Raw genomic sequence first — 24571 nt, forward strand, 5'->3', positions numbered from 1 at the left:
CCGATCATGCTGCCACCGCCTGCCGGGATATCCGGGAACGGTTGACGGCCCAGTAGATCGCGGCCGACAGGACGAAGCCGACGAAGAACGTGATATCGCCGAGTTCCGGTAGCTGCCTGGGGATCACGCCGACGAACTTGTGCTGATTGGAGAACAGCAGCACCGACACGCCCAGACCGATGACGAAGGCCGCGACGCCGCTCCAATTGGCGTAGGTCTTGTCGTACAGCAGGTGGTCGATATCGCGGCCGCGGCGCAGGAACTGGTCGGTCAGCACCACGCCCAGCCACGGTCCGATCCAGTAGGCGACAATGAGCAGGAAGGCCTCGTAGCTGGCGGCGGCATCGGCCAGCGCCCACCAGGCCACCAGGCCACCAGGAATCCGACGCCGCCGAAGACGACGCACACCAGTGCGCGCTGGGTGTGCACCGGGAGTTTGACGCCCATGGTCACGAAAGCCATTGCGCCGGAATACACATTGAGCGCATTGGCCGCCACGGCGCCGACGGCGATGGCCAACAGGGCCAGATCCGCCAGCAGATTCGGCAGGTTGCCGGTGAACACATCGGTGGGGCTGCCGGTCACGGTGCTCGCAATGGTCGCCGAGGCCGCGCCGAGCATGCTGAGCCACAGGCAGGAGATGAACAGTCCGGCCGCGGCGTACAGGCCGGTCGCGGTCCTGGACACCGTGGACGGCAGGTAGCGGGAGTAGTCGGCGGCGTAGGGATTCCAGCCCGCCGCATAGCCGAAGGCGGTGCCGACGGTCAGCAGGAAGCCGCCGATGCCGCCCACTCCCCCGGCGGGCGCGGGCGCGCCGAGGTCGGCCTCGGCGAAGACGGATACGGTGACCAGGGCGAACACAATGGCCAAGAGCGGGAAGGCGATTCGCTCGAAGGCCTGCACCAGATTGTGGCCGAAGAACGCGAAGGCGGTCTGCGCCACCACGATCACCAGCAGCGCCGGGACCTTCGGCAGTCCGGTCAGGGTATTGAGCGCGAACGCCCCGCTCACGCTGTTGGTGGCGAACCAGCCGACACCGCACATGATGGACATGAAGGTGGCGGGCAGCGCATTGCCGCGATAGCCGAAGGCCACACGTCCCAGCACCATTTGTGGGACGCCGTGCAGCGGCCCGCGCGCGGAGAGCACATAATGCGCCGCCGCGCCTAGGCCGATACCGACCGCGAGACCCAGGCTCGCCTGCCAGAAGTTCATTCCGAAGGCGGTCACCGAGAGCACGCCGATGAAGATGGTGGCGAACTCCATATTGGGAGACATCCACGTCCAGAACAGCTTTCGCGGTGTTCCGTGCCGGGCTGCCTCGGGTATGTGGTCGTCACCGCCGGGCTCGATGGCGGCGACGCGATCGCCGTAGGCGACCTGGGGCTCGTCGGTCAGTGCCAATGTCGTTCCCTCCCTTTATCTCTCGTGTGTCTCTTCGAGCACGGTGCGGCCCAGCAGCGCGTAGCGCGCCGGATCGGTCTTCTTCAGGTAGGTGGCGTATCCGATACCGGCCAGGGCCACGAGGGCCACCAGATACGGTGTCGCCTTCAGGATGAGCGAACCGGCCTCGGCGCCTGCGGCGGTATCCATATTGACCACCAGCAGCAGCACCACGCCGAGCATGGCGACGCCGCCGATGAGCGGGGCCAGGAAGGTCTTGAACCAGTCCCGGGTCTCGGGATGGTTGGTGCGGAAGTAGTTCATGACCGCGAACGAGGTCACCGCCTGCACCACCAGGATGGCCATGGTCCCGAGCACGGCGAGCAGCGTGTACAAGCCCGTGTAGGGATCCTTGCCCGCCAGTGCGAAGGCGAGCACCAGGACCGCGGCGATACCGGTCTGCACCAGGCCCGCGATATGCGGGGAGCCGTGCTTGGGATGGGTTCGGCCGACGGTGTTCTTCAACCCCGGGATCACGCCCTCGCGGCCGAGTGCGTAGAGGTAGCGGGAGGCGCAGTTGTGGAAGGCCATACCGCAGGCCAGTGAGCCGGTGATCATGAGCCACTGCATGGTGGTGACGGCCCAGTGTCCGGCATAGGTTTCGGTGGGCGCGAAGAAGACGTTCATCGGATTGGCCGAGGCGGCGTAGTCGAGGGCCGTGTCCCTACCGCTGCCGGAGATGGCCATCCAGGACACGAACACGTAGAACGCGCCCACGCCGAGCACGGCGATCATGGTGGCCTTGGGGATGATTCGCTTGGGATCCTTGGATTCCTCGCCGTACATGGCGGTCGATTCGAAACCGACCCAGGACCAGAAGGCGAAGAACAGGCCCAGGCGCGCCGAGGCCGCGCCGCTGAAGGCGTTGACGGGATTGATCGGCTCCAGCGAGATGCCCTCGGGTCCGCCGCCGTGCACCAGCACCGAGACGGCCATGATGGCGAGCACCGTCACCTCGGTCACGAGCAGGCCGATGAGCAGTCGCTCGGCCACCGCCACGCCGAACCAGGTGCCGATGGCATTGATGGCCAGCATGAGGATCGCGAAGACCCACCACGGAATGTCGGTGCCGAGCTGATCCAGCACCGTGGTGTGCGCGAAGTAGGAGAAGATGCCGATCAGCGACGGCTCGAACACCATGTACGCGAAGGTCGCCAGCATGCCCGCGGCCAGACCGGCGGTGCGGCCCAGGCCGAAGGAGATGAACCCGTAGAACGCTCCGGTGGCGGTGATGTGCTTCGACATGGTGGTGAAGCCGACCGAGAAGATCGCCAGCACCACCATGGCGATGAGAAAGGCCGCGGGCGTTCCGATTCCGCTGCCCGACGACATCATGAACGGCACATTGCCCGTCATGGCCGTGATCGGCGCGGCCGTGGCCACGGCCATGAACACCACGCCGAGCAGGCCGACGACATTGGGTTTGAGTCGTGAGACCTCCCCCGTCGGCTGGGTTCCGCTCGAAAGTACGGGTGGCGTACTCGCTTCCATTGTGTAGCTCCTCATCCCGGTCGCATGACCGTGTGAGGGATTGTGCGGGCGAGTTTGTTGCGCGGATATGAAACCGAGTTACCAGCGGAAACCAATACTGTGACTCAAGTCACAAATCTTACAGGCTAGATGATTCACCTTCCGCGACTTTACGGTTCGTCGATGGACAACGCCTTCGCCCGAGCCATGTGGCGGGTGCTCGAACCCCTGCACGCCGTCACCTATTTCGCCCCCGAATGCCGCGCCGCCAACAAGGCCGTCGGCCTGCGCGGCTACTGGATGGGCTACTTCGGCGCCCGCTCCGCCCCCTTGGGCCCGGTCGGCCCCAGCGTCGTGGAAGCCACCTTCTACAACTTCCACCCCGCCATGATCCGCCGCGCCATCCCCGACGCCTGGTCCTTCGCCACCCCCGAAGCCATCCTCGAAACCCGCCGCACCGCAGCCGCATCGGTCCTGCACTCCCTCATCCCCGACCTCCCCGCCCTGGCCGCCCGATCCCTCCCCCACCTCCAACAAGCCATCACCTCCACCTCCGCCTCCGGCCGCCCCCTCTTCGCCGCCAACCGCGACCTCCCCACCCTCGACGACCCCACCCAAGCCTTCTGGCAAGCCGTCACCACCCTCCGCGAACACCGCGGCGACGGCCACATAGCCTGCCTCCTCGCCGAAGAAATAGACGGCTGCGAAGCCCACGTCCTGTTCATGGCCTTCTCCGGCGGCCCCGCCTCCTTCTGGCTCGAAAACCGCGGCTTCACCGAATCCGACTGGGCCGCAGCCCGTTCCCGCCTGGAAGCTCGCAAACTGATCACCGGCGACGAGCTCACCGACGAGGGCCGCGCTCTGCGCACCCACATCGAATCCCGCACCGATGCCCTCGCCGCCACGCCCTATCACGCCGTGCCGGACATCGAATCACTCATCACCCTGCTGACCCCCGCCGCCAAGACCATCGCCCGGAGCGGCGCGGTGCCCTACCCCAATCCGATGGGCGCCGATCCGGCCTGACTCAACTCGGGGAGGCGAGATCGCGGATGAGGAGGGCGGTGTGGAGGGAGGTGCGGGTTTCGCCGTTGTCGAGGTCTACGTCGAGGATTCGTTCTATGCGGGAGAGGCGGTCGTAGAGGGTGGGGCGGGAGATGTTGAGGCGTTTGGCCAGTTCGGTTTTGTTGCCTGCCAGGTCCAGGAATTGGCGGAGGGTGCGGGTCAGGTCGGTGGCTTGGCTGATGTCGTGGCGGAGGAGGGCGCTCAGTTCAGTTTCGGCGAAGCGTTGGACGCCTGGTTCGTCGCGGATGAGGGAGAGGAGGCCGCGGAGGCGGACGTCGCCGGAGCGGTAGAAGGGGCGGGGGGTGGAGGTGGGGAGGGAGAGGGCCACCTCGGCTACGTGGGCGGCTTGGGAGAGTTCGCGGGCCGTGTCGAGGAGGGAGTCGGAGTCCGAACCCGCGCCTATGACGGCTCGGTCGGTGCCTGGGACGCGGCGGATTTCGGCGAGCATGGTGGTGCAGACCGTGGTGAGTAGGTCGTCCAGGTCGCCGGTGCGGGGTAGCGCCAGGATGAGGATGACGCGGTGGCCGTGGTCGGGGGCGGCCAGGGCGGTGGCTTTGGCCAGGGCCACGCCGTGCAGGGCGGCGTCGAGGAGGGCGGCGGTGCGGCGTTGGTGGGCCACCGGATCGGATTCGGTTGCGGCGGAGACGTCTATGGCCAGGGGGACGTAGCGGGAGCGGCGGGTCAGGCCGAGGGTGGCGGCCAGGGCGACGGCATCGCGTTCGTCGGTGAGGCGGCCGGTGATCATATCGTCGATGAGGCCGGTCTGGGCCTGACGGTGCAGGCCGAAGCGGTCGCGTTCGATCATGCGGTGCAGGGTCAGGGTTTGGGCGGCGCGTTCGAGGACCATGCGGGCGCGGGTGGTGGGGACGCGACTGGAACGCAGGACGAGGCGGCCCCAGCGCTGGGTGTGCGGGCCGACGGGGACCACATTGGCGTCGTGGTCGGGCAGCAGGCGGGAGGTGGACTCCCAGTGGTCGAGCAGGGTCGAGGTGGCGGTGTGGCGGGCGGTCAGGGCCAGCACGCGGTGGGTGAGATCCTCGAGGACCACCGAGGCGTCGAGCATGCCCGCCGCGGTTTTCACGATTTCGGCCAGGGAGGCGCGGCGCACGCTCAGGGCGGTGAAGGTCTCGTGGACGGTGCGGGCGAATTCGAGTTCGGCGTACTGGTCGGCCACGATCACCCGGTGCACGGCCTCGGTGATCTCGACGAAGCGGACGATCCGGTGCAGGGCGATGATCGGAAGCCCGAGGCGGTCGGCGGTCTCGCCGATGAGGAGCGGCAGTTCCTGCAGATAGGTGCCCAGCTCGATGACCAGGCCCGAAACACCGGCCAGGGCAAGCGATTCCAGATACTCGACACCGGCGGCGTCGGTATCGGCCAGGGCTTGGCCGGTGGTCAGGATCAATTCCCTGCCGACCAGCAGTTTCGCGACATCCGGTAATTCGCTGACGTGCACCCAGCGCACCGGCCGGTCCAGGGACCCGCCGCCGACCACTTCCGGCTGCCCGGCGCGCACCACCGGCATCGCCAGGACATCAGCGACGGAGAGGAGCACCGACGAATCGTAATACGAAATCCGGAATCACGTACAGATCGTCGGGGTGCTAACGGCGGGTAATGGTGCAGAGTGAGAGCCGGGCCACCGTAGTCCCACCCCTTCGGCCTCCGCCCTCGGCCACCGGGGCGGGATCCACGGATCGTCCTCCCTCCAAGGCCCGTCCCAGTCATGCCGGTGACCGGGGCGGGTCCTCTCGCATATGCACGGCCCGACGCACATCCATCGAATCGAGGAGATATGCAGACCATCGCACACTGGCTCGACGGCAAACCCTTCGCCGGAACCAGCGAGGCCAATGCGCCCGTGACCAATCCCGCCACCGGCGTGGTGACCGGACATGTCACGCTGGCGAATGTCGCCGACGTGCGCACGGTCGTCGATGCGGCCGCCGCGGCATTCCCGGCCTGGCGCGATGCCTCGCTCGCCAAGCGCACCCAGGTGCTGTTCAAGTTCCGGGAGCTGCTCAGTGCCCGCAAGGAGGAGCTGGCGGCCATTGTCACCTCCGAGCACGGCAAGGTGCTCGCCGATGCGCTCGGCGAGGTGAGCCGCGGCCTGGAGATCGTCGAATTCGCCTGCGGCATCCCGCATCTGCTCAAGGGCGGCTACACCGAGAACGCCTCCACCAAGGTCGACATCTTCTCCGTGCGGCAGCCGCTGGGCCCGATCGCCATCATCTCGCCGTTCAACTTCCCGGCCATGGTGCCCATGTGGTTCTTCCCGGTCGCCATTGCCGCGGGCAATACCGTCGTGCTCAAGCCGAGCGAGAAGGACCCCTCGGCCTCGCTGTGGATCGCGGAGCTGTGGGCCGAGGCCGGACTGCCCGACGGCGTCTTCAATGTCGTGCAGGGCGATAAGGTCGCCGTGGACGAACTGCTGGAAAACCCTGGCATCAAGGCGGTGTCGTTCGTCGGCTCGACCCCGATCGCCAAGTACGTCTACGAGAACGGCACCAAGCACGGCAAGCGCGTGCAGGCCCTCGGCGGCGCCAAGAACCACATGGTGGTGCTGCCCGACGCAGATCTCGATCTGGCCGCCGACGCCGCGGTGAACGCGGGCTTCGGCTCCGCGGGCGAACGCTGCATGGCGATCAGCGCGCTGGTGGCCGTCGGACCCATCGCCGACGATATGGTGAGCCGGATCGCCGAGCGCGCCAAGACCATCAAGACTGGTGACGGCACCCGCGGCACCGATATGGGTCCGCTGGTGACCGAGGCGCACCGCGACAAGGTGGCCGCCTATGTCGCCGCGGGCGAATCCGCCGGGGCCACCGTCGTTCTCGACGGCCGCGAGGTACAGGCCGACGGCGCCGAGGACGGATTCTGGCTCGGCCCCACCATTCTCGACAATGTCACCACCGAGATGAGCGTCTACACCGACGAGATCTTCGGCCCCGTCCTGTCGGTCGTGCGGGTGGAGTCCTACGACGAGGCCCTCGCCCTCATCAACGGCAACCCCTACGGCAATGGCACCGCCCTGTTCACCAATGACGGCGGCGCGGCCCGGCGCTTCCACAACGAGGTCGAGGTCGGCATGGTCGGCATCAACGTCCCCATTCCGGTGCCCATGGCCTACTACAGTTTCGGCGGTTGGAAGAACTCGCTGTTCGTCGATTCGCATGCGCACGGCACGGATGGTGTGCACTTCTTCACCCGCACCAAGGCCGTCACCACGCGCTGGCTCGATCCCAGCCACGGCGGCCTGAATCTCGGCTTCCCGCAGAACCACTGAGAAGGAACCGGCCATGACTCTTCCGAACGGACTCGATCCGGAAGTGGCGCGCGCGCAGGCGGCGCGCACCTACGAGCTGGATCGCAAGCACATCTTCCACTCCTGGTCGGCGCAGGCCGCGCTGAAACCCATGGTGGTGAGCGCCGCGCAGGGCTCCTATGTGTGGGACGGCGACGGCAACCGGCTGCTGGACTTCTCCTCGCAGTTGGTGAACACCAATATCGGACACCAGCATCCGAAGGTGGTGGCTGCCATCCAGGAGCAGGCGGGCAAGCTGTGCACCATCGCACCGCAGCACGCCAATGACGCGCGCTCGGAGGCGGCGCGGCTCATTGCCGAACGCACGCCGGGCGAGTTGAACCGGATCTTCTTCACCGATGGCGGCGCGGACGCGGTCGAGCACGCGGTACGCATGGCGCGGCTGCACACCGGCCGGTACAAGGTCCTCGCACGGTACCGCTCGTATCACGGCGGCACCGAGACCGCGGTCAACCTCACCGGTGATCCCCGGCGCTGGCCCAATGATCACGGCAATGCGGGCATCGTGCATTTCTTCGGCCCGTTCCTGTATCGCTCGCAGTTCCATGCGGCCACCGAGGCCGAGGAGACCCAGCGGGCGCTGCAGCATCTCGAGCAGACCATCGCGTTCGAGGGGCCGAGCACCATTGCCGCCATCATTCTGGAGTCCGTGCCCGGCACCGCCGGAATCATGATTCCCCCACCGGGATACCTGGCCGGGGTGCGCGAACTGTGCGACCGCTACGGCATCGTCCTCATTGCCGATGAGGTGATGGCGGGCTTCGGGCGCACCGGAAAGTGGTTCGCCATCCAGCATTTCGATGTGGTGCCGGATCTGATCACCTTCGCCAAGGGCGTGAACTCCGGTTATGTGCCGCTCGGCGGCGTCGCCATCGCACCGCATATCGCGGCGACCTTCGACGACCGCGCCTATCCGGGCGGGCTCACCTACTCCGGGCATCCCCTGGCGACGGCCGCCGCGGTGGCGACCATCAATGCCATGACCGAGGAGCGCATTGTCGAGAACGCCGCCGACATGGGCGAGCGCGTGCTCGGCCCGGCATTGCGCGAGCTGGCCGAGCGGCATCCCAGCATCGGCGAGGTGCGCGGGCTCGGCGTGTTCTGGGCGCTGGAGTTGGTGCGCGACCGCGCGACCCGGGAACCCCTCGCGCCGTACGGCGGCACCAGCCAGGCCATGACCGAGACCATTGCCACCGCCAAGGCCGCCGGTCTGCTGTTGTTCGTCAACTTCAACCGGGTGCACGTCGTCCCGCCGTGCACCATCTCCGAGGCGGAGGCCAAGGAGGGTCTGGCCATTCTCGACCAGGCGCTCACCGTCGCCGACTCGTTCGTGGACTGAATGCGAGCGCACCCACTCCGCCGTCCCACTCAGCGGGATAGCGGCGGAGTTGCCCGTACCGGATGCGGAAACGGGCAAAGGGTGCGAACGTGTGGTGGCTGCTCGGTGTACACAAGAGGAATCAAGGAGCGCAGTGAGTCAGCAGGAACTGCAATTCATCGGCGGTGCGCGCCGGGCCGGATCGGGTGAGCCGCTGTCGATCACCGCGCCCGCCACCGGCGCGGTCATCGCCACCGGCCATGGCGCGAGCTCCGCGGACGTCGCCGCGGCCGTGGCCGCGGCCAAGGCGGCCTTCCCGGAGTGGGCGGGCAAGACCCCGGGCGAGCGCTCGGACATCATGCACGCCTGGACCCGGGTACTGCACGAGCGCGCCGGGGAACTGGCCGCCGTCGAAAGCGTCAACGCGGGCAAGCCGATTCGGCTCGCCCGGGAATTCGATGTGCCCGGCACCATCGACAACACCGCGTTCTTCGCGGGCGCGGCGCGCAATCTGGAGGGCAAGGCCGCGGCCGAGTACTCCGGCGACCACACCTCCGCCATTCGCCGCGAACCGCTCGGCGTGATCGGCTCCATCTCGCCGTGGAACTATCCGCTGCAGATGGCGGCCTGGAAGATCCTGCCCGCCGTGGCGGCCGGAAACACCATTGTGCTCAAGCCTTCCGAGCTGACGCCGCTCACCTCGCTGCTGTTCGCCGAGGCGGCGACGGCGGCCGGTGTCCCTGCGGGCGTTGTCAATGTGCTCACCGGCGTCGGCCCGGTCGCGGGGCAGGCGCTGGTCGAGCATCCCGATATCGCCATGGTGTCGTTCACCGGGTCGACGGTGGTCGGGCGGCAGGTCGCCGCGACCGCCGCGGGTTCGGTCAAGCGGGTGCATTTGGAACTCGGCGGTAAGGCGCCGTTCGTCGTATTCGACGATGCCGATCTCGAAGCCGCCGCCCGCGGCGCGGTCGCGGGCGCATTGATCAATGTGGGCCAGGATTGCACCGCCGCCACGCGCGCTTATGTGCAGCGGCCGCTGTTCGACGAATTCGTCTGGCGGGTCGCCGATCTCATGGATCGGGTGACGCTCGGACCGGTCGAAGATCCGGAAACCGATATGGGTCCGCTGATTACTCTGAAGCATCGCGACAAAGTGATCGGCATGGTCGATCGCGCCCGCGAAGCCGGTGCGAAAGTCATTCGCGGCGGCCGAATTCCGGAACACACCGATACGGGCGGCGCGTACTACGAGCCGACCCTGATTACCGGCGCGACCCAGGATTCGGAAATCGTGCAGCAGGAAGTCTTCGGCCCGGTGCTCGTGGTGCTTCCCTTCGATACCGATGACGAGGCAATGGAACTCGCCAATGACACCGCCTACGGCCTCGCGGCCTCGGCCTGGTCCACCAATGTGTACCGCACCCAGCGCGCGAGCCGCGAGATCCGAGCGGGCTGCGTGTGGATCAACGACCATATTCCAATCATCAGCGAAATGCCGCACGGCGGCTACAAGGCCTCCGGTTTCGGAAAAGACATGTCCACCTACGCATTCGACGAGTACACCAATATCAAGCATGTCATGTCGGATATCACCGCCGCCGCGCACAAGTCGTGGCACGACGTGATCTTCCGGGCCGAGTAGACAACCGAATATCAGACCCGACGGGCGAACTGCCTCCGCCCGTCTCCGCCGTGAGGGCGGGGCGCCGAATCACTCTCCACTCGGCACCCGCCCTCACGGTCGTGCGTGTAGCGCAAAGACTACTCGACAACTGAATTCGTTGCGTAACAGGGATTTTTCAATGGAATCGCTTGCGCAGAAACCAGACTATGGGAATATCTTCTCGACGCCGCAGCACCGCTGCGAACTCCGTTATCCCGTCTGGTGAAGGTGCCACCCTCATGAACAAGTCCTCGGACTCCCTGCCACCCGCGCTGCGCGGCTTATTCGGCGCGCGACCCACCCGCCGCGGCCTGATCCGCGGTGGCGCGCTACTCGCGGCGGCGGGCACGCTCGCCGCCTGTGGCACCAAGGGTTCGTCCAATACCGGGGCGGGGGCCTGCACCGCGCCCGTCGACACCTCCGCACTGGAGAAGACCGTCAACTTCTCCAACTGGCCCGGCTATCTCGACGAGGATCCCGGCAATGCCGAGATCCATCCCACCATGGCGGAATTCACCGCCAAGACCGGCATCAAGGTCGACTACGTCGCCGATGTGAACGACAACAACGAGTTCTGGGGCAAGGTCAGCGCACAGCTCGCGGCCCGCCAGAACATCGAGCGCGACATCATGGTGCTCTCGGACTCCACCACGGTGAAGGTGGTGCGGCAGGGCTTCACCCAGAAGTACGACCGCTCCAAGATGCCGAACTTCAGCAAGAATCTCGCGCCCATGCTGCGCAATACCGAGATCGATCCGGACAACGATCGCATGGTGCCGTGGCAGTCCGGGCTGGTCGGCATCGGCGTGAACACCAATGTCACCGGCGAGGTGCGCACCATCGACGAACTGCTCACCCGGCCGGATCTCAAGGGCAAGGTGGTCTGCCTGACCGAGATGCCCGACACCATGGGGCTGATGCTGCATTCGCTGGGCAAGAGCGCCGCCAAGTTCACCGACGACGACTTCGACAATGCGCTGGCCAAACTCCAGAAGGCCGTGCAGTCCGGGCATATTCGCAAGTTCACCGGCAACGAGTACGTGCAGGATCTGGCCAAGGGCGATATCGCGGCCTGTATGGCGTGGTCCGGCGATGTCATCCAGCTGACCGCCAAGGACGAGAAGATCAAGTTCATCAGCCCGGACGAGGGCGCCATGCTCTACTCCGACGAGGCGCTCATTCCCATCACGTCCTCGCATGCCGAGAGCGTCATGAAACTCCTCGACTACTACTACGATCCGGCGGTCGCGGCGCGGCTGTCGGCCTTCGTCAACTACGTGTGCCCGGTCGCCGGTGCGCAGGAGGAGATGGCGAAGTTCGATCCGGAGCTGGCCAAGAACGAGCTCATCTTCCCGAGCGCGGCGACCCAGAAGAAGCTCAAGGTCTTCATGCTGCTCGACGAGGCGAAGGACAAGGACTACCAGTCCAAGTTCCAGACCGTCACGGGAGCGTGATAGTGACCGATCAGCACCTCCATATCGAGGGCGTGACGAAGAGTTTCGGCGATTTCACCGCGGTGTGCGAGCTCGAGCTGACCATCCCCGACGGGTCGTTCTTCGCCATTATCGGGGCCTCGGGCTGCGGGAAGACGACCACGCTGCGCATGATTGCCGGGCTCGAGGAGCCGACCACGGGGCGGATCACCCTGGGCGGCAAGGACATCACGCCCATGAAGCCGTACAAGCGGCCCATCAATACCGTCTTCCAGAACTATGCGCTGTTCCCGCACATGACCGTCGAGGACAATGTGGGATACGGGCTGCGGCGCAAGGGCATCGGCAAGGCGCAGTCGCGCACCCAGGCCGCGCAGATGCTGAAACTGGTGCAGTTGGAGGGTTTCGGGTCGCGCAAGCCCGCCCAGCTCTCCGGCGGGCAGCAGCAGCGGGTGGCGCTCGCCCGCGCGCTGGTCAATCATCCCGAGGTGCTGCTGCTCGACGAGCCCTTGGGCGCACTAGATCTCAAGCTGCGGCGGCAGATGCAGCTCGAGCTCAAACGCTTGCAGACCGAGGTCGGCATCACCTTCGTGCACATCACCCACGATCAGGAAGAAGCCATGAGCATGGCCGATACCGTCGCGGTGATGAACGGCGGCTGCCTGGAGCAATCCGGTGCGCCACAGGAGATCTACGACTATCCGGCGACCGCGTTCGTGGCCAACTTCCTGGGCCAGACCAATCTCGTCGAGGCCACCGTCACCGGCAGCGGGGATTGCGTGACCGTGGACGCGCACGGGCAGCGACTCGCCGTGCCGATCGAGCGCAGCCGGGTCACCACCGGAGCGGCTCTGGTCGGCGTACGGCCCGAAAAGCTGCACATCGCAGCCGATCCCGAGGATGTGCCCGCCGCGCACACCAGTGTCACCGGCACCGTCACCGATGCCATCTTCCTGGGTGTGTCCACCCAGTATCTGGTGCAGGCGGAGTGGGGTCAGGAGCTGACCGCGCTGGTGCCCAATGCCGGTCCCGCGGGCATGATCGCGCCTAACACGCAGGTGTCGGTGCACTGGCATCCCGATCACGCGTTCCTCCTGGGACGGTCGTGATGCCCGGCCTGTTACCCGCCGCCACCGCCGAGGTCGCCGCGCCGCGCGTGAAACGCGGTCTCACACCGTATCTGCTGCTCGCGCCCGGCACGCTGTTCCTGCTGGTGTTCTTCGCGGTGCCGACCGTGCAGCTGCTGGCGGCCAGCATGTACGACCGCACCGGATCCATCGAATCCGGTTACGCGCAGACCTTCTCGATCGACAACTTCGCCTTCGCCTGGGACGCCTATCACCCGCAGATCCTGCGGTCACTGGGGTATTCGCTGATCTACACGGTGCTGTGCCTGCTGCTGGGCTATCCGCTCGCCTACGCCATCGCGTTGAAGGGCGGGCGGTGGAAGAACCTCATGCTGCTGGCGGTCATCGCGCCGTTCTTCACCAGCTTCCTGGTGCGGACCTTCGCCTGGAAGGCGATTCTCGCCGATACCGGTGAAGTGGTGGGGTTCCTCAAGGCGATCCATCTGCTCGACGCCGACGGGCGGCTGCTCGCGACGCCCATCGCGGTGATCGCGGGGCTGGTCTACAACTTCCTGCCGTTCATGGTGCTGCCGCTCTACGCGAGTCTGGAGAAGCTGGATCCACGGCTGCTGGAGGCCTCGGCCGATCTGGCGCACGGACCGGTGCGGACGTTCTGGCGGGTGACGCTGCCGCTGTCCATGCCGGGCGTGGTGGCGGGGACGCTGCTGACCTTCGTGCCCGCCATGGGTGATTACGTCAATGCGCAGCTGCTGGGCAATACGAATACCACCATGATCGGCAATGTCATTCAGTCGCGATTGCTGGTGGTGAAGGACATTCCGGTGGGCTCGGCGCTGTCGGTCATGCTGATGATCTCGATTCTCGTGCTGGTCGTGCTGTACCTGCGCAAGACCGATACCGATGAGGTGGTGTGAATGGCCCAACTCTCGGGACTCTCAGGGGCTTCGCCCCTGAAACCCCAAACGCCCCGCACCCGCCGGGTCATGCAATGGCTGCGCGCGAATTCGGTGCTGCTGCTCGGGTTTCTGATCCTCGGCTATCTGCTCGCGCCGATCGCGGTGGTACTGCTGCTGTCGTTCAATCAACCCGAGAGCCGCAATACCACCTATGTCCTCGATTTCGACGACTTCCACTTCACGCTGAACAACTGGACCGATATGTTCGGCCCGGCCGGATTGCGTGACGCATTGATCATGAGCTTGATCATCGCCACGCTCGCGGCGCTGGCGGCGACCGTATTGGGTACCGGAATCGCGTTCGCGCTGGCGCGTTATCGGTTCCGCGCGCGGTCCACGGTGCAGGCGATCATCTTCCTGCCGATGGCCACTCCCGAGATCGTCATGGGCTCATCGCTGTTGACACTCTTCATCGGATTGGGCATTCCGCTCGGGTTTTGGGCTATTCTCATCGCACACGTCATGTTCTGCTTATCGTTCGTCGTAGTCACCGTGAAGGCGCGATTGGCCGGGCTCGACCCGAGGCTGCAGAAGGCGGCCATGGATCTCTACGCGACGCCGTTCCAGGCGTTCCGATCCGTGGTGCTGCCCCTCGTCTGGCCGGGCATCCTGGCAGGCGCCCTGTTGGCGTTCTCGCTGTCCTTCGACGACTTCGTGGTCACGAACTTCACCGCGGGCACCGAACAGACCTTCCCCATGTACGTCTGGGGCATCAATCTGCGCGGTATTCCGCCGCAGGTCAATGCGGTCGCCAGTGCCACCTTCCTGATTTCGCTGGTCTTCGTCATCGCCGGGCAGCTGCGCATGCGCCGCCGCTCCGACGATCGCGCCGCCACCAGCTGACCCCGCCGAAAGCCGCCGGTCGATCCTCCCTGTTCCGGGAGTGATCACCGGCGGCTTTCGTGCACCCGGGAGATGAAAACACCCCCATAGACCAACGCACACCGTTGTTGGGCCGGGCGGCCGGACCGCCTGGCAAGAGAGAAGGAGTTGATCGGCCATGCAGGCCAAAGCGAGCAAACTGTGGGCGTCGGCACTGTCAGAGGCAGCGCCGACGCCGTACTGGACCGACCGGCCGGACCGGCCATCCCCCACGGAACCCCTCACCACCGCCACCGACGCCGATCTGGCCGTCATCGGCGGCGGCTACAGCGGGCTCTGGACGGCATTGATCGCCAAGGAAAGAAACCCGGGCACCGATGTGGTGCTCGTCGAATCCGCCATGTGCGGGCATGCGGCCTCCGGGCGCAATGGCGGATTCTGCGCCGCCAGCCTCACCCACGGACTCGGCAATGGCATGGAGCGCTTCCCCGACGAGATCGACGATCTCGAACGCCTGGGACAGGAGAACCTCGACGCCATCGAGGACGCCATTCGCCGCTACGGCATCGACTGCGATTTCGAGCGCACCGGCGAATTGGAGGTCGCCACCGAACCGCATCAGCTCGAATGGTTGCGGGAGAGCCATGATGCGGCGGTCTCGCTCGGTTACCGCAGTGAATTGCTCAGTGCGGCGCAGGTACAGGATCTGGTGCACTCGCCGACCTATCTCGGCGGCTGGTGGGACCGCGACGGCGTCGCCATGCTCGACCCGGCCCGACTCGCATGGGGTCTGCGCCGCGCCTGCCTGGAGCTGGGCGTGCGGATCTACGAAGGCACGCCGGTGCAGCGCATTTCGAAGTCGAACGGCAGGCTGACCCTGCACACGCCGCACGGCGAAGTGCGGGCGCCGCGAGTCGCCCTGTGCACCAGCGCCTTCCAGGGGCCGCTCGCCATGGTGTCGCGGCATGTGGTGCCGGTCTACGACTATGCGCTCATGACCGAGCCGCTGACCGAGGAGCAGCTGGAATCCATCGGCTGGGGCCGCCACCGCATGGGATTGGGCGATGCCTCCTACCAGTTCCACTACTACCGCCTGACCAGTGACAATCGCATCCTGTTCGGCGGTTACGACGCGATCTACCACTTCGGCGGCAAAATCGCCCCCGACCTGGAGTACAACGAGGAAACCTTCGAAAGACTCTCCGAACACTTCTTCCAGACCTTCCCGCAATTGGACGGTCTGCGCTTCACCCACCGCTGGGGCGGCATCATCGACACCTGCGGACGGTTCTGCGCCTTCTTCGGGTCCGCCTACAAGGGCAGACTGGTGTACGCCGCGGGCTATACGGGGCTCGGCGTCGGCGCGACCCGCTTCGGCGCGGAGGTCATGCTGGACAAGCTGTACGGGCTCGATACCGAGCGCACCCGGCTGCGCATGGTGCGTTCCCGGCCGCTGCCCATGCCGCCGGAGCCGTTCCGCTCGGTCGGCATCAATCTCACCCGATGGTCGCTCGCGCGGGCCGATGCACACCAGGGGCGACGCAATCTGTGGCTGAAGGCCATGGACGCCACCGGATTGGGGTTCGACAGCTGAGTGAGACGGCCCGGCTCCCTGCCGCTTTCGCGGGGGCCGGGCCGTCCGGGCTCAGGAATGCGGGATGTCTCGCAATTGTCTCAAAAATAGTCTCATTCGGCCGAGGCCGTGAGATGGCGGTACACGGTCGCGCGCGAGACGCCCAGTTCGGCGGCGATTCTGTCGACGGTGTAGTCGCCGGAATCGCGCATGCGGCGCGCGGATTCGACCATGGCCGCGGACATCGCGTTCGGGCGACCGCGGCCCGACGGGCGCGCGGGGGTCTCTCGCGGCTGGTCCCGCGTGGCGGTGTCGGCGCGTAATCGAGTCCAGCCCAGCAGGAGTGCGGCGCCGTCGAGAATGGCCGCGCGCAGCTGCGCGATGGGCTGGTCGGCGTAGATCATGACGGGATCGCTCAGCGCCGCGAATATCTGGGCGGCTCGCACCTGCGCGGCGAGGTCCGGGTCCGGTCCGGCGATCAATTCCTGTGCGCCCAGGCCGATATCGCGCATGCGCGCGAAGGTCGCCGGGTTGGTGGCCAGGATGTGGCCGTGCATCTGCATCCGCATCAACTTCCGGTGCGCGAGCCAGACGTCGACCAAGCCCTCGATCACCGCCCAGCATCTCGCCTCCGCGTCCGGGGCCTGCCGCGCGGATTCCACCACCGTCTCGGAACCGGCCAGCAGCGGTTCGACCAGCGCGGAGACGATATCGCTCTTGCTCGGGAAGTGGTAGAGCACGGCGGTTTTCGTCAGCCGCACCCCTTCCGCGATCTCGCGCACGGAGACGGAGTGGTAGCCGCGCTCGGCGAACAAGTCGAGCGCGGTCCGCAGTATTCGGCTGCGCGGATCATCGGTCACGAGGTGAATCCTAACCGTTGACTGACCGGCGGTCAGTTCCGTACCGTCGCTACTGACCGTTGGTCAGCATTTTTGAGACGGGGTGTCATTATGAAGAACGAGCGAATTCTGATTTCCGGGGCGGGCATCGCGGGGCAGACGGTGGCGTACTGGCTGGCGCGCCACGGGTTCCGGCCGACCATTGTCGAACGGGCGGCGCAGCTGTCCCGCGGCGGGCAGGGCGTCGACATTCGCGGTCAGGCGATCGCGGTCGCCGAGCGAATAGACATCATGGCGCGAGCGCGGGCGAGCGCCATGCGCACCGCCGGACTGCACTACGTGGATGCGGCGGGCCGCGAGATCGCCCGGGTCGATATGCGCCGCATTCAGGAGAAGTACGACACCGCCGATGTCGAGATCATGCGCGGCGACCTCGTGCACATCCTGCACGACGTCACATCCGGCCAGGTCGAATACCTTTTCGGCGATTCCATTACCGCCCTCGATCAGGACACCGACGGCGTCACGGTCACCTTCGACCGCTCCCCCGCCCGCCGATTCGATCTGGTGATCGGCGCGGACGGCCTGCACTCCACGGTGCGCCGCCTCGCCTTCGGCCCGGAACGCGAATTCGTCCACCACATGCGTCACTACTTCGCCTTCTCCGACGCCGATCCCCGCCTCGGCGACAACGGCTGGATGACAATGTTCAACACCCCCGGCCAGATGGCAGGCATCTACAACTCGGCCACCTCCCCCGAAGCCAAGGCCTACTTCATCTTCCGCAGCCCCGAACTCGACATCGACCATCGCGACCCGGAATCAGTCCGCGCCGTCCCGACCAAGCAGTACGCCCCCGAAACCGCCTGGCACGTCCCACAACTCCTGGCCGCAGCCCTAGCCGACCCGGACCTCTACTTCGACGCCCTAGCCCAAGTCCACCTCCCCACCTGGTCCACCGACCGCATAGCCCTCGTCGGCGACGCCGCCTACTGCGCCTCCCCCGCCTCCGGCGCAGGCGCCGAACTCTCCCTCCTCGGCGCCTACCACCTGGCAGGCGCCCTCGCCGCCGCGAACGGCAACCACAACACCGCCTACCCCCACTACGAACAAGCCCTCCGCCCCCTCGTAACCACGAAACAAAAAATAGGCCCGAACCTCCGCCTAATGGTCCCGAAGTCCCGCCTCGGAATAACCCTCCGCAACACCATGACCCGCCTCCCCCTCCTCGTACCCCTAGCAGGCATGGAACGCATCATGTCCCCCAAATCCACCCCACCCCTCCCCCACTACCCACACCCAACCCCCACCCGCTGCCCCTGACCCGAGCATGTAATGGTGCAGGCGAATCACGAGAAGCCCCCTGCACCACTACATTGGCCCGCTTGGAGTTGGTTAGACTGTGCTGCAACGGCCCCCACCACTCCGGCCCCTCGTGGGTCATAACTGGCCGCAGGCTGCAATGATCCGCGCGGCGTCGTGCGGATCATTGGAACCTGCGGAATCAGATGGGGGCGTTCAGGCTTCATCACCATCCCAGGGGTAGTCCCAGCTGTTCGGCGGGGTGTCGACTACGCCCGAGGCGAGCAGATCCTGGGATGTGAAGGTCTTTTCGACTTGCTCGGCTATCAGGATGCGGAGCAGGTTTTCCAGGATGTCGAGGTGGGCTGCGCGGGATTCCGCGTGCAGGTCGGTGATTCGCTGTGTCGCGGTGTGGACTTCGGCACCGGGGTGGCCGGATTCGTCCAGGGTCTTGATCAACAGACCGGCTTCGAGGTAGCTCGCGTATGGATGGCTCAGGGCCAGGCAGGACCGGACGGTATTGCGGATGCCTGCGCGAGCAGGTACGCCTCGGCGAGGTCGCGGGTACCGTAGGTGCGTTGGCCGGGCCGGTTCTCGGTGGTCACGCCGCGACAGTAGACAGGGTCGGGGGCGTAGAGCGAGCCGATTATGGGATGTGGGTGATGGCTATGGCGGATTCGACGAGGCTGCCTAGGTAGAGGGTGCCGTGGTGTTCGGCTACGGAGGTGACGAGAGCGTAGTCGGTGCCTTCGCGTTGGAGGTCGTGGACGGGGGTGCCGGTGAAGTCGAAGGCCATGGCCCAGGCGGTGCGGGCGGGTTTGGGGCGGAGGGGTTCGGGCATGGCCCAGGTCAGCTGGCGGAGGATGCCGGGGAGGGGGAGCAGGGTGTCCAGCAAGGGGTTTCGGGGGGTGACCAGGGAGACCCAGATCAGGTTGTCGGTGCCGAGGTACACGTTGTCGGGGCAGCCAGGGAGGTTTTCGATCAGGGGGTCGTGGGTGCCTGCGTTCGGGCCGGTCAGCCAGTAGCGGGTGAGGCGGTAGGCGGCGGTTTCGGCTACCACGAGGCAGGAGCCGTCGGGGGCCAGGACCACGCCATTCGCGAAATCCAGGTTGTCGACGAGGGTTTCGATGGCGCCGTCGGGGTGGCGGCGGAAGAGGCGGCCGGTGCCGGAGTGTTCGAGGATGTCGCCCATCCACTGTTTCAAGGGCCAGCGGCGGGTGGATTCGGAGAAGTAGATGGTGCCGTCGGCCGCGGCGACGACATTGCTGGGGAAGGTGAGGGGTTGGCCGTCGACTTCGGTGGCGAGCACCTCGATCGTGCCGCCGGGTTTGTCCAGGCGGAGCAGGCCGCATTCGGCATCGCAGATCAGGAGCGAGCCATCGGGTTCGGCGTGCAGGCCTAGGGGGCGGCCGCCGGTGTGGGCGATCTGTTCCACCGTGCCGATGCCGGGGTCGACGGCCAGGATGGCGCCGTTCTCGATGCCGGTGAGAACGCGGCCGTCGGCGGCCACCACGACGTCTTCGGGTGCGATGCCGGGCAATTCGATGCGGCGTAGGTCGGGCATGGGTGGGATGCTGCGGGTTTCGCGGGCCCGGGGCGTGGCCTTGGGCGGCGTCCAGCGGCGCGGCTGCATCTTCGGCATGACCCACGGTAACGCTAGGCGGGGACCGGCTTTTCGGTGTTTCGCAGGAGAAGTACGGCCGTCGCCAGGTAGATGGCGACTATGACCAGGTTGAGGATGCCCTGCGGGGTCTCGCCGTGATCGAAGCGATCGATGGCGGCCACGGTGATGACGCCCGCGCCGAAGAGAAAACCCGAGGTCAAGGCCGAGAGGGCGAAACGCGCGGGCAGGGCGGCGGCGATCAGGAGGAACAGGGAAAAGGCGGCGTCCGGCAGGGCGAAGATATTGTCGGCGCGATAGTCGGGATTGAGGGCCAGGGCGGCGAGCAGTCACAGGCTGACGGGGACGGCGACGATTCGGGCGAGCTGGATCGGCATATCGACTCCAAGGCGAAAACCATTGTCTGGGAACAGAATTTCCGAGCTCCGGAATCGCGGCAACTCGGACACCCGACCGAGTGGCGAAGGGCACCGGGCACAGGGACTTTTGCCAGGGGCAAGAGTTCGGCACACTGCGTGAATGGGGACAAAGCTCGAAACAGTATTGCTGGACCGCTGGGCGGAGCTGGCCGGGCCGATGGCGCGGGCGGTCGGGGAGGATCTAGTACGCCGCTACAGCGAACCGCACCGCCGCTACCACACCGTCGACCACCTGGCCGCCATGCTGGCGGTCATCGACGACCTGGCCGCGGACGCCACCGATATCGACGCGGTCCGCTACGCCGCCTTCTTCCACGACGCCGTCTACGCCGTGGACCGCGCCGACAACGAGGAACGCAGCGCGGAATTGGCGGAGACAGTGCTCCCGGCGCTCGGCGTCACCCCCGCGACGGTCGCCGAAGTCGCGCGGTTGGTCCGCCTCACCTCGGGGCATCACCCCGACCCCGCCGACCGCAACGGCGGCGTGCTCTGCGACGCCGACCTGGCCATCCTGGCCGCCGACGAATCCGCCTATGCCACATACACATCCGCGGTACGCGCCGAATACGCCCACGTCCCCGACGACCTGTTCCGCAAGGGCCGCGCCGCAGTGCTACAGGGTCTGATGCAACAGCAGCACCTGTTCCGCACCCCCATCGCGCGCTCCCGCTACGAGGCCGCCGCCCGCGCCAACCTCACCCGAGAACTGGCAACCCTTACCGAATAGCCCGGACGCACTTCCACGGTGCGCTGGTGGCGGGGCGGACGGCTCTCTGCCACCGGCGCGGCGGGGGCCGATTACAGGAGTTTGGTGGCGCCGGTGAGGACTGTGCGGAGGATTTGTTCGATTTCGGTGAATTGGGTGTGGTCGCAGATGAGTGGGGGTGCGAATTGGATGACGGGTTCGGCGCGGTCGTCGGTGCGGCAGTGGAGGCCGTTGGCGAAGAGTTCCTTGGAGATGTGGTCGCGGAGGACTCGGGTGGATTCTTCGGGAGTGAAGCGTTCTCGGGTGGACTTGTCTTTGACCAGTTCGACGGCCCAGAAGTAGCCTGCGCCACGGACTTCGCCGACGATGGGGAGGTCGGCGAGCTTTTCCAGGGTGGCGCGGAAGAGGTCTTCGTTGGCGCGGACGTGGCCGTAGAGGTCTTCGTTCTCCATGATGTCGAGGTTGGCGAGGGCTACGGCGCAGCCTACGGGGTTGCCGCCGTAGGTGGAGCCGTGCATGAACGGGACGTCCTGGCGCTGGAAGGGTTCCATCAGTTTGTCGCTGATCAGGACTGCGCCTAGGGGGGCGTAGCCGGAGGTCAGGCCCTTGGCGGTGGTGATGATGTCGGGCTGGTAGCCGAAACGCTGTGCGCCGAAGGCGTATCCGAGGCGGCCGAAGGCGCAGATGACCTCGTCGGAGACCAGCAGGACATTGTGGCGGTCGCAGATTTCGCGCACGCGCTGGAAGTAGCCGGGCGGCGGGACGAAACAGCCGCCGGTGTTCTGCACGGGTTCGAGGAAGACGGCGGCGACGGTCTCCGGACCTTCGAAGAGGATCGCCTCCTCGATGCGGTCGGCGGCCCACAATCCGTAGGCGTCGTAGTCGTCGGTGTGCTCGGTGGCCCGGTAGAAGTTGGTGTTGGGCACCCGCTGGGTGCTGGGCACCAGCGGCTCGAAAGGCGCTTTCGCGCTCGGAATTCCGGTGATCGACAGCGCGCCCAGCGATGTGCCGTGATACGCCATCGACCGGCTGATCACCTTGTGCTTGGTGGGCTCCCCCGCCAGCTTGAAGTACTGGCGCGCGAGTTTCCATGCGGTTTCCACAGATTCGCCGCCGCTCACGGTGAAGAACACGCGGTTCAGGTCCCCGGGCGCGGACGCCGCCAGCCGGTCGGCGAGTTCGATGGCCGGAGGATGCCCGTACCCCCACAGCGGGAAATACGACAGCTCCATCATCTGCTTGGCGGCCGCCTGCGCCAGCTCCGCGCGCCCGTGCCCGACCTGCACCGCGAACAGGCCCGCCAATCCGTCGAGATAGCGCTTACCGCTCGCATCGAACAGGTAGGCCCCTTCACCCCGGACGATGACGGGTGCTTCGGTCTCGTCGCGCCCGTTGTGATTGGTGAAGTGCATCCACAGGTGGTCGCGCAGGACGCGGGAGGCGTCGGCGACGGGTCTGGATTCGGCGGTGGCAGTCATTGCGGGACTCCTCGAAGTAGGACTTGCTTCGGTTATCCCACAGTTTCAGCATCTCAGCAACCGATTTCGTTGTTTCAAGATTGTGAGCTACGGATTTCGTTGCGAAGTCAGCGGGTGCCCCACTTGTAGGTATGCTTGCGCAATTTCAGGTAGACCATGATCTCCGCATGCCGCACCCCGGCCAGCGCCCGAATGCGCGTGGAGACCAGATCCAGCAGCGCCTCGTCGTCGGGGCAGACCGCCTCGCACAGCACGTCGTAGCGCCCCGCGCACACCACCACGTAGTTGATCTCGTCGATGGCGGCCAGCGCATCGGCCACCGGCTGCACCTGCCCGTCCACCGTCACCGCGATCATGGCCTGCCGAAACAACCCCACCTGCAAGGGATCCGTGACCGCCACGATCTGGATGACCCCCGCGTCGGCGAGCTTCTGCACCCGCTGCCGCACCGCCGCCTCGGACAGCCCGACCGCCTTGCCGATGGTCGCGTAGGCGCGCCGCCCGCCCTCCTGCAACTGGGCGATGATCCGCTTGGAGATATCATCGAGCACCGGGGTGCCCTTGCCGGAATTCAGATCGCTCACCCTGGTCATCCTTGCGCAAACCCGCGCGCGCCAACAACCGGAAGCGCTCGGCGCGGCGAGTCATCAAGATCGTTTTGCGTGGTTTGACACATTTCTTGCAACGAAATCGGTTGCGAACATCGCTTGACGGTACTGATTCAGTCGCCGAGGCTCGAAGGTATCCACACTCATCGCGTCTGCGAATCGCGGTCATCGAAAGGCGAGCAACCGTGAAAGTAGGCATCCCGCGCGAGCTCACCACCCAGGAGTATCGCGTCGCCGTCACCCCATCCGGCGTGGCCGAGCTGACCCGCCGCGGCCACCGCGTCCTCATCGAGACGGGCGCAGGAATCGGATCCGCCATCCCGGATACCGAATTCGAAGCCGCCGGGGCCCGCATCCTGCCCACCCCCGCGGAAATCTGGGCCGCCGATCTGATTCTCAAGGTCAAGGAGCCCATCGAAGCCGAATACGAGCGCCTGCGCCCGGACCAGACCCTGTTCACCTACCTGCATCTGGCGGCCTCCCGGGCATGCACCGAGGCGCTGCTGGAACGCAAGGTCACCGCCATCGCCTACGAAACCGTGCAACTGCCCGACGGTTCGCTCCCGCTGCTCTCCCCCATGAGCGAGGTCGCCGGACGCCTGGCCGCGCAGGTCGGGGCCTATCACCTGATGTCCCCCTTCGGTGGCCGCGGCGTCCTGCCCGGCGGCGTGCCCGGAGTGGGCGCGGCCACGGTCGTGGTCATCGGCGGCGGCGTCGCTGGCGAAAACGCCGCCGTCATCGCCGCCGGAATGCGCGCGGATGTCCGGATTCTCGATGTGAGCGTGCCGCGCCTGCGCGACCTGGATCGCCGCCACGGCGATCGCATGGCAACCGTGGCCTCGACCGCCCACGCCATCGACGAACAGGTCCGGGCCGCGGACCTGGTGATCGGCGCCGTGCTGGTGCCCGGCGCCCGCGCCCCCTCGCTGGTCTCCAACGCCCTTGTGGCCCAGATGAAACCGGGCTCGGTCCTGGTGGACATCTCCATCGACCAGGGCGGCTGCTTCGCCGACTCCCACCCCACCACCCACGCGGAACCCACCTACCGCGTGCACGATTCGGTGTTCTACTGCGTCGCGAACATGCCCGGCGCGGTGCCCAGCACCTCCACCCGGGCACTGTCCAATGTGACGCTGCCGTACGCACTCGCCTTGGCGGACAACGGCGCCCGCGAGGCCATGCACGCGGACCCCGCATTGGCCAAGGGCCTGGCCACGATCGAAGGGGAGCTGGTGAGCGCACCGGTGGCCGAGGCCCACGATCTCCCCGCCATCGCCCTGTCCGACGCGCTATCCTGACGACCTTTCGCCGCTCGAAAACGCAGCGTGTCGAGGACTTCCTCCGCCCGCGTGCGAACCTCGCACCTCACCCCGCGGCCCGCCTGCGCGGCACACCGCCGGTTCGCCATCGCGCGCCGAGCGTGACATGTGCGCCCCGCGCGC

Annotated in this window: 20 protein-coding genes and 1 pseudogene; 12 read left to right on the forward strand and 9 right to left on the reverse strand. The window is 66.5% G+C overall.

Annotation, left to right across the window (positions count from 1 at the left end; all coding sequences use genetic code 11):
- Nucleotides 1–4 precede the first annotated feature (4 nt).
- Nucleotides 5–1404 (reverse strand): annotated as a pseudogene (locus NC4_RS36900) (purine-cytosine permease family protein).
- Nucleotides 1405–1419: 15 nt separating this feature from the next.
- Nucleotides 1420–2934, reverse strand: coding sequence for an APC family permease (locus NC4_RS36905; protein ID WP_067548636.1), 1515 nt, complete (start codon nucleotides 2932–2934; stop codon nucleotides 1420–1422).
- A 162-nt stretch (nucleotides 2935–3096) separates the two neighbouring features.
- Between NC4_RS36905 and NC4_RS36910 the strand changes: the two genes are divergently transcribed.
- Nucleotides 3097–3939: an SCO6745 family protein gene (locus NC4_RS36910; protein ID WP_067548639.1), complete on the forward strand. Its 843-nt coding sequence runs from the start codon at nucleotides 3097–3099 to the stop codon at nucleotides 3937–3939.
- A gap of 1 nt (nucleotide 3940) precedes the next feature.
- On the opposite strand, the gene NC4_RS36915 is transcribed toward NC4_RS36910, so the two are convergent.
- Complete coding sequence (locus tag NC4_RS36915) at nucleotides 3941–5533, reverse strand: PucR family transcriptional regulator (protein WP_157555452.1); 1593 nt, start codon at nucleotides 5531–5533, stop codon at nucleotides 3941–3943.
- 240 nt (nucleotides 5534–5773) lie between these two features.
- Here NC4_RS36915 and NC4_RS36920 point away from each other — a divergent pair, with 240 nt between their 5' ends.
- From NC4_RS36920 to NC4_RS36955, 8 genes are all read left to right on the forward strand, one after another.
- Nucleotides 5774–7264 carry a CoA-acylating methylmalonate-semialdehyde dehydrogenase gene (locus tag NC4_RS36920; RefSeq protein ID WP_067548642.1) on the forward strand — a complete coding sequence of 497 codons (1491 nt, stop codon included), beginning with the start codon at nucleotides 5774–5776 and terminating at the stop codon, nucleotides 7262–7264.
- Nucleotides 7265–7277: 13 nt separating this feature from the next.
- Nucleotides 7278–8642, forward strand: a complete 1365-nt coding sequence (locus tag NC4_RS36925) for an aspartate aminotransferase family protein (protein WP_067548645.1) — start codon at nucleotides 7278–7280, stop codon at nucleotides 8640–8642.
- A 133-nt stretch (nucleotides 8643–8775) separates the two neighbouring features.
- On the forward strand, nucleotides 8776–10263 hold the full coding sequence (locus NC4_RS36930) for a gamma-aminobutyraldehyde dehydrogenase (protein ID WP_067548648.1): 1488 nt from the start codon (nucleotides 8776–8778) through the stop codon (nucleotides 10261–10263).
- Between the two features lie 260 nt (nucleotides 10264–10523).
- Nucleotides 10524–11738, forward strand: coding sequence for an ABC transporter substrate-binding protein (locus tag NC4_RS36935; RefSeq protein WP_067548651.1), 1215 nt, complete (start codon nucleotides 10524–10526; stop codon nucleotides 11736–11738).
- Nucleotides 11739–11740: 2 nt separating this feature from the next.
- Nucleotides 11741–12826 (forward strand): ABC transporter ATP-binding protein, encoded by a 1086-nt coding sequence (locus tag NC4_RS36940; RefSeq protein WP_067548654.1) that lies wholly within the window; start codon nucleotides 11741–11743, stop codon nucleotides 12824–12826.
- Nucleotides 12826–13719 carry an ABC transporter permease gene (locus tag NC4_RS36945; protein ID WP_067548656.1) on the forward strand — a complete coding sequence of 298 codons (894 nt, stop codon included), beginning with the start codon at nucleotides 12826–12828 and terminating at the stop codon, nucleotides 13717–13719. The genes NC4_RS36940 and NC4_RS36945 overlap by 1 nt, the downstream gene beginning before the upstream one ends.
- Nucleotides 13720–13788: 69 nt before the next feature.
- Complete coding sequence (locus tag NC4_RS36950) at nucleotides 13789–14604, forward strand: ABC transporter permease (protein ID WP_067548659.1); 816 nt, start codon at nucleotides 13789–13791, stop codon at nucleotides 14602–14604.
- A gap of 157 nt (nucleotides 14605–14761) precedes the next feature.
- Entirely contained in the window at nucleotides 14762–16177 is a 1416-nt protein-coding gene (locus NC4_RS36955; RefSeq protein WP_067548662.1) for an NAD(P)/FAD-dependent oxidoreductase, read from the forward strand.
- A gap of 92 nt (nucleotides 16178–16269) precedes the next feature.
- Here NC4_RS36955 and NC4_RS36960 read toward each other — a convergent pair whose 3' ends face one another.
- On the reverse strand, nucleotides 16270–17016 hold the full coding sequence (locus NC4_RS36960; protein WP_067548665.1) for a TetR family transcriptional regulator: 747 nt from the start codon (nucleotides 17014–17016) through the stop codon (nucleotides 16270–16272).
- A 90-nt stretch (nucleotides 17017–17106) separates the two neighbouring features.
- On the opposite strand from NC4_RS36960, the gene NC4_RS36965 reads away from it, so the two are divergent.
- On the forward strand, nucleotides 17107–18318 hold the full coding sequence (locus NC4_RS36965) for an FAD-dependent monooxygenase (RefSeq protein WP_067548668.1): 1212 nt from the start codon (nucleotides 17107–17109) through the stop codon (nucleotides 18316–18318).
- Between the two features lie 195 nt (nucleotides 18319–18513).
- Here NC4_RS36965 and NC4_RS36970 read toward each other — a convergent pair whose 3' ends face one another.
- The 3 genes from NC4_RS36970 to NC4_RS40835 all read right to left on the reverse strand — a co-directional run bounded on the left by NC4_RS36970 (nucleotide 18514) and on the right by NC4_RS40835 (nucleotide 20121).
- Nucleotides 18514–18756, reverse strand: a complete 243-nt coding sequence (locus tag NC4_RS36970) for a hypothetical protein (protein ID WP_067548671.1) — start codon at nucleotides 18754–18756, stop codon at nucleotides 18514–18516.
- 187 nt (nucleotides 18757–18943) lie between these two features.
- Nucleotides 18944–19939, reverse strand: a complete 996-nt coding sequence (locus tag NC4_RS36975; protein ID WP_245722189.1) for an SMP-30/gluconolactonase/LRE family protein — start codon at nucleotides 19937–19939, stop codon at nucleotides 18944–18946.
- Between the two features lie 14 nt (nucleotides 19940–19953).
- On the reverse strand, nucleotides 19954–20121 hold the full coding sequence (locus NC4_RS40835; protein ID WP_157555454.1) for a hypothetical protein: 168 nt from the start codon (nucleotides 20119–20121) through the stop codon (nucleotides 19954–19956).
- Between the two features lie 316 nt (nucleotides 20122–20437).
- Between NC4_RS40835 and NC4_RS36980 the strand changes: the two genes are divergently transcribed.
- Nucleotides 20438–21064 (forward strand): HD domain-containing protein, encoded by a 627-nt coding sequence (locus tag NC4_RS36980; RefSeq protein WP_067548674.1) that lies wholly within the window; start codon nucleotides 20438–20440, stop codon nucleotides 21062–21064.
- A 71-nt stretch (nucleotides 21065–21135) separates the two neighbouring features.
- Here NC4_RS36980 and NC4_RS36985 read toward each other — a convergent pair whose 3' ends face one another.
- Both NC4_RS36985 and NC4_RS36990 read right to left on the reverse strand, forming a co-directional pair.
- Nucleotides 21136–22521, reverse strand: coding sequence for an aspartate aminotransferase family protein (locus NC4_RS36985; protein WP_067548677.1), 1386 nt, complete (start codon nucleotides 22519–22521; stop codon nucleotides 21136–21138).
- Between the two features lie 107 nt (nucleotides 22522–22628).
- Nucleotides 22629–23114 carry an Lrp/AsnC family transcriptional regulator gene (locus NC4_RS36990; RefSeq protein ID WP_067548680.1) on the reverse strand — a complete coding sequence of 162 codons (486 nt, stop codon included), beginning with the start codon at nucleotides 23112–23114 and terminating at the stop codon, nucleotides 22629–22631.
- Between the two features lie 200 nt (nucleotides 23115–23314).
- Here NC4_RS36990 and ald point away from each other — a divergent pair, with 200 nt between their 5' ends.
- Complete coding sequence (gene ald / locus NC4_RS36995) at nucleotides 23315–24427, forward strand: alanine dehydrogenase (RefSeq protein ID WP_067548683.1); 1113 nt, start codon at nucleotides 23315–23317, stop codon at nucleotides 24425–24427.
- Nucleotides 24428–24571 lie beyond the last annotated feature (144 nt).

The sequence above is a fragment of the Nocardia crassostreae genome (genome assembly GCF_001613405.1).
Classification (GTDB): Bacteria; Actinomycetota; Actinomycetes; order Mycobacteriales; family Mycobacteriaceae; genus Nocardia; species Nocardia crassostreae.

Excerpts from the sequence above, each read along its gene's own strand:
- NC4_RS36945 (WP_067548656.1), top strand. The coding sequence starts at position 12,826 with ATGCCCGGCCTGTTACCCGCCGCCACCGCCGAGGTCGCCGCGCCGCGC.
- NC4_RS36935 (WP_067548651.1), top strand. The coding sequence starts at position 10,524 with ATGAACAAGTCCTCGGACTCCCTGCCACCCGCGCTGCGCGGCTTATTC.
- NC4_RS36955 (WP_067548662.1), top strand. The coding sequence starts at position 14,762 with ATGCAGGCCAAAGCGAGCAAACTGTGGGCGTCGGCACTGTCAGAGGCA.
- NC4_RS36925 (WP_067548645.1), top strand. The coding sequence starts at position 7,278 with ATGACTCTTCCGAACGGACTCGATCCGGAAGTGGCGCGCGCGCAGGCG.
- NC4_RS36905 (WP_067548636.1), bottom strand. The coding sequence starts at position 2,934 with ATGGAAGCGAGTACGCCACCCGTACTTTCGAGCGGAACCCAGCCGACG.
- NC4_RS36975 (WP_245722189.1), bottom strand. The coding sequence starts at position 19,939 with ATGCCGAAGATGCAGCCGCGCCGCTGGACGCCGCCCAAGGCCACGCCC.
- NC4_RS36985 (WP_067548677.1), bottom strand. The coding sequence starts at position 22,521 with ATGACTGCCACCGCCGAATCCAGACCCGTCGCCGACGCCTCCCGCGTC.
- NC4_RS36920 (WP_067548642.1), top strand. The coding sequence starts at position 5,774 with ATGCAGACCATCGCACACTGGCTCGACGGCAAACCCTTCGCCGGAACC.
- NC4_RS36910 (WP_067548639.1), top strand. The coding sequence starts at position 3,097 with ATGGACAACGCCTTCGCCCGAGCCATGTGGCGGGTGCTCGAACCCCTG.
- NC4_RS36950 (WP_067548659.1), top strand. The coding sequence starts at position 13,789 with ATGCAATGGCTGCGCGCGAATTCGGTGCTGCTGCTCGGGTTTCTGATC.
- NC4_RS36980 (WP_067548674.1), top strand. The coding sequence starts at position 20,438 with ATGGGGACAAAGCTCGAAACAGTATTGCTGGACCGCTGGGCGGAGCTG.
- NC4_RS36965 (WP_067548668.1), top strand. The coding sequence starts at position 17,107 with ATGAAGAACGAGCGAATTCTGATTTCCGGGGCGGGCATCGCGGGGCAG.
- NC4_RS36990 (WP_067548680.1), bottom strand. The coding sequence starts at position 23,114 with ATGACCAGGGTGAGCGATCTGAATTCCGGCAAGGGCACCCCGGTGCTC.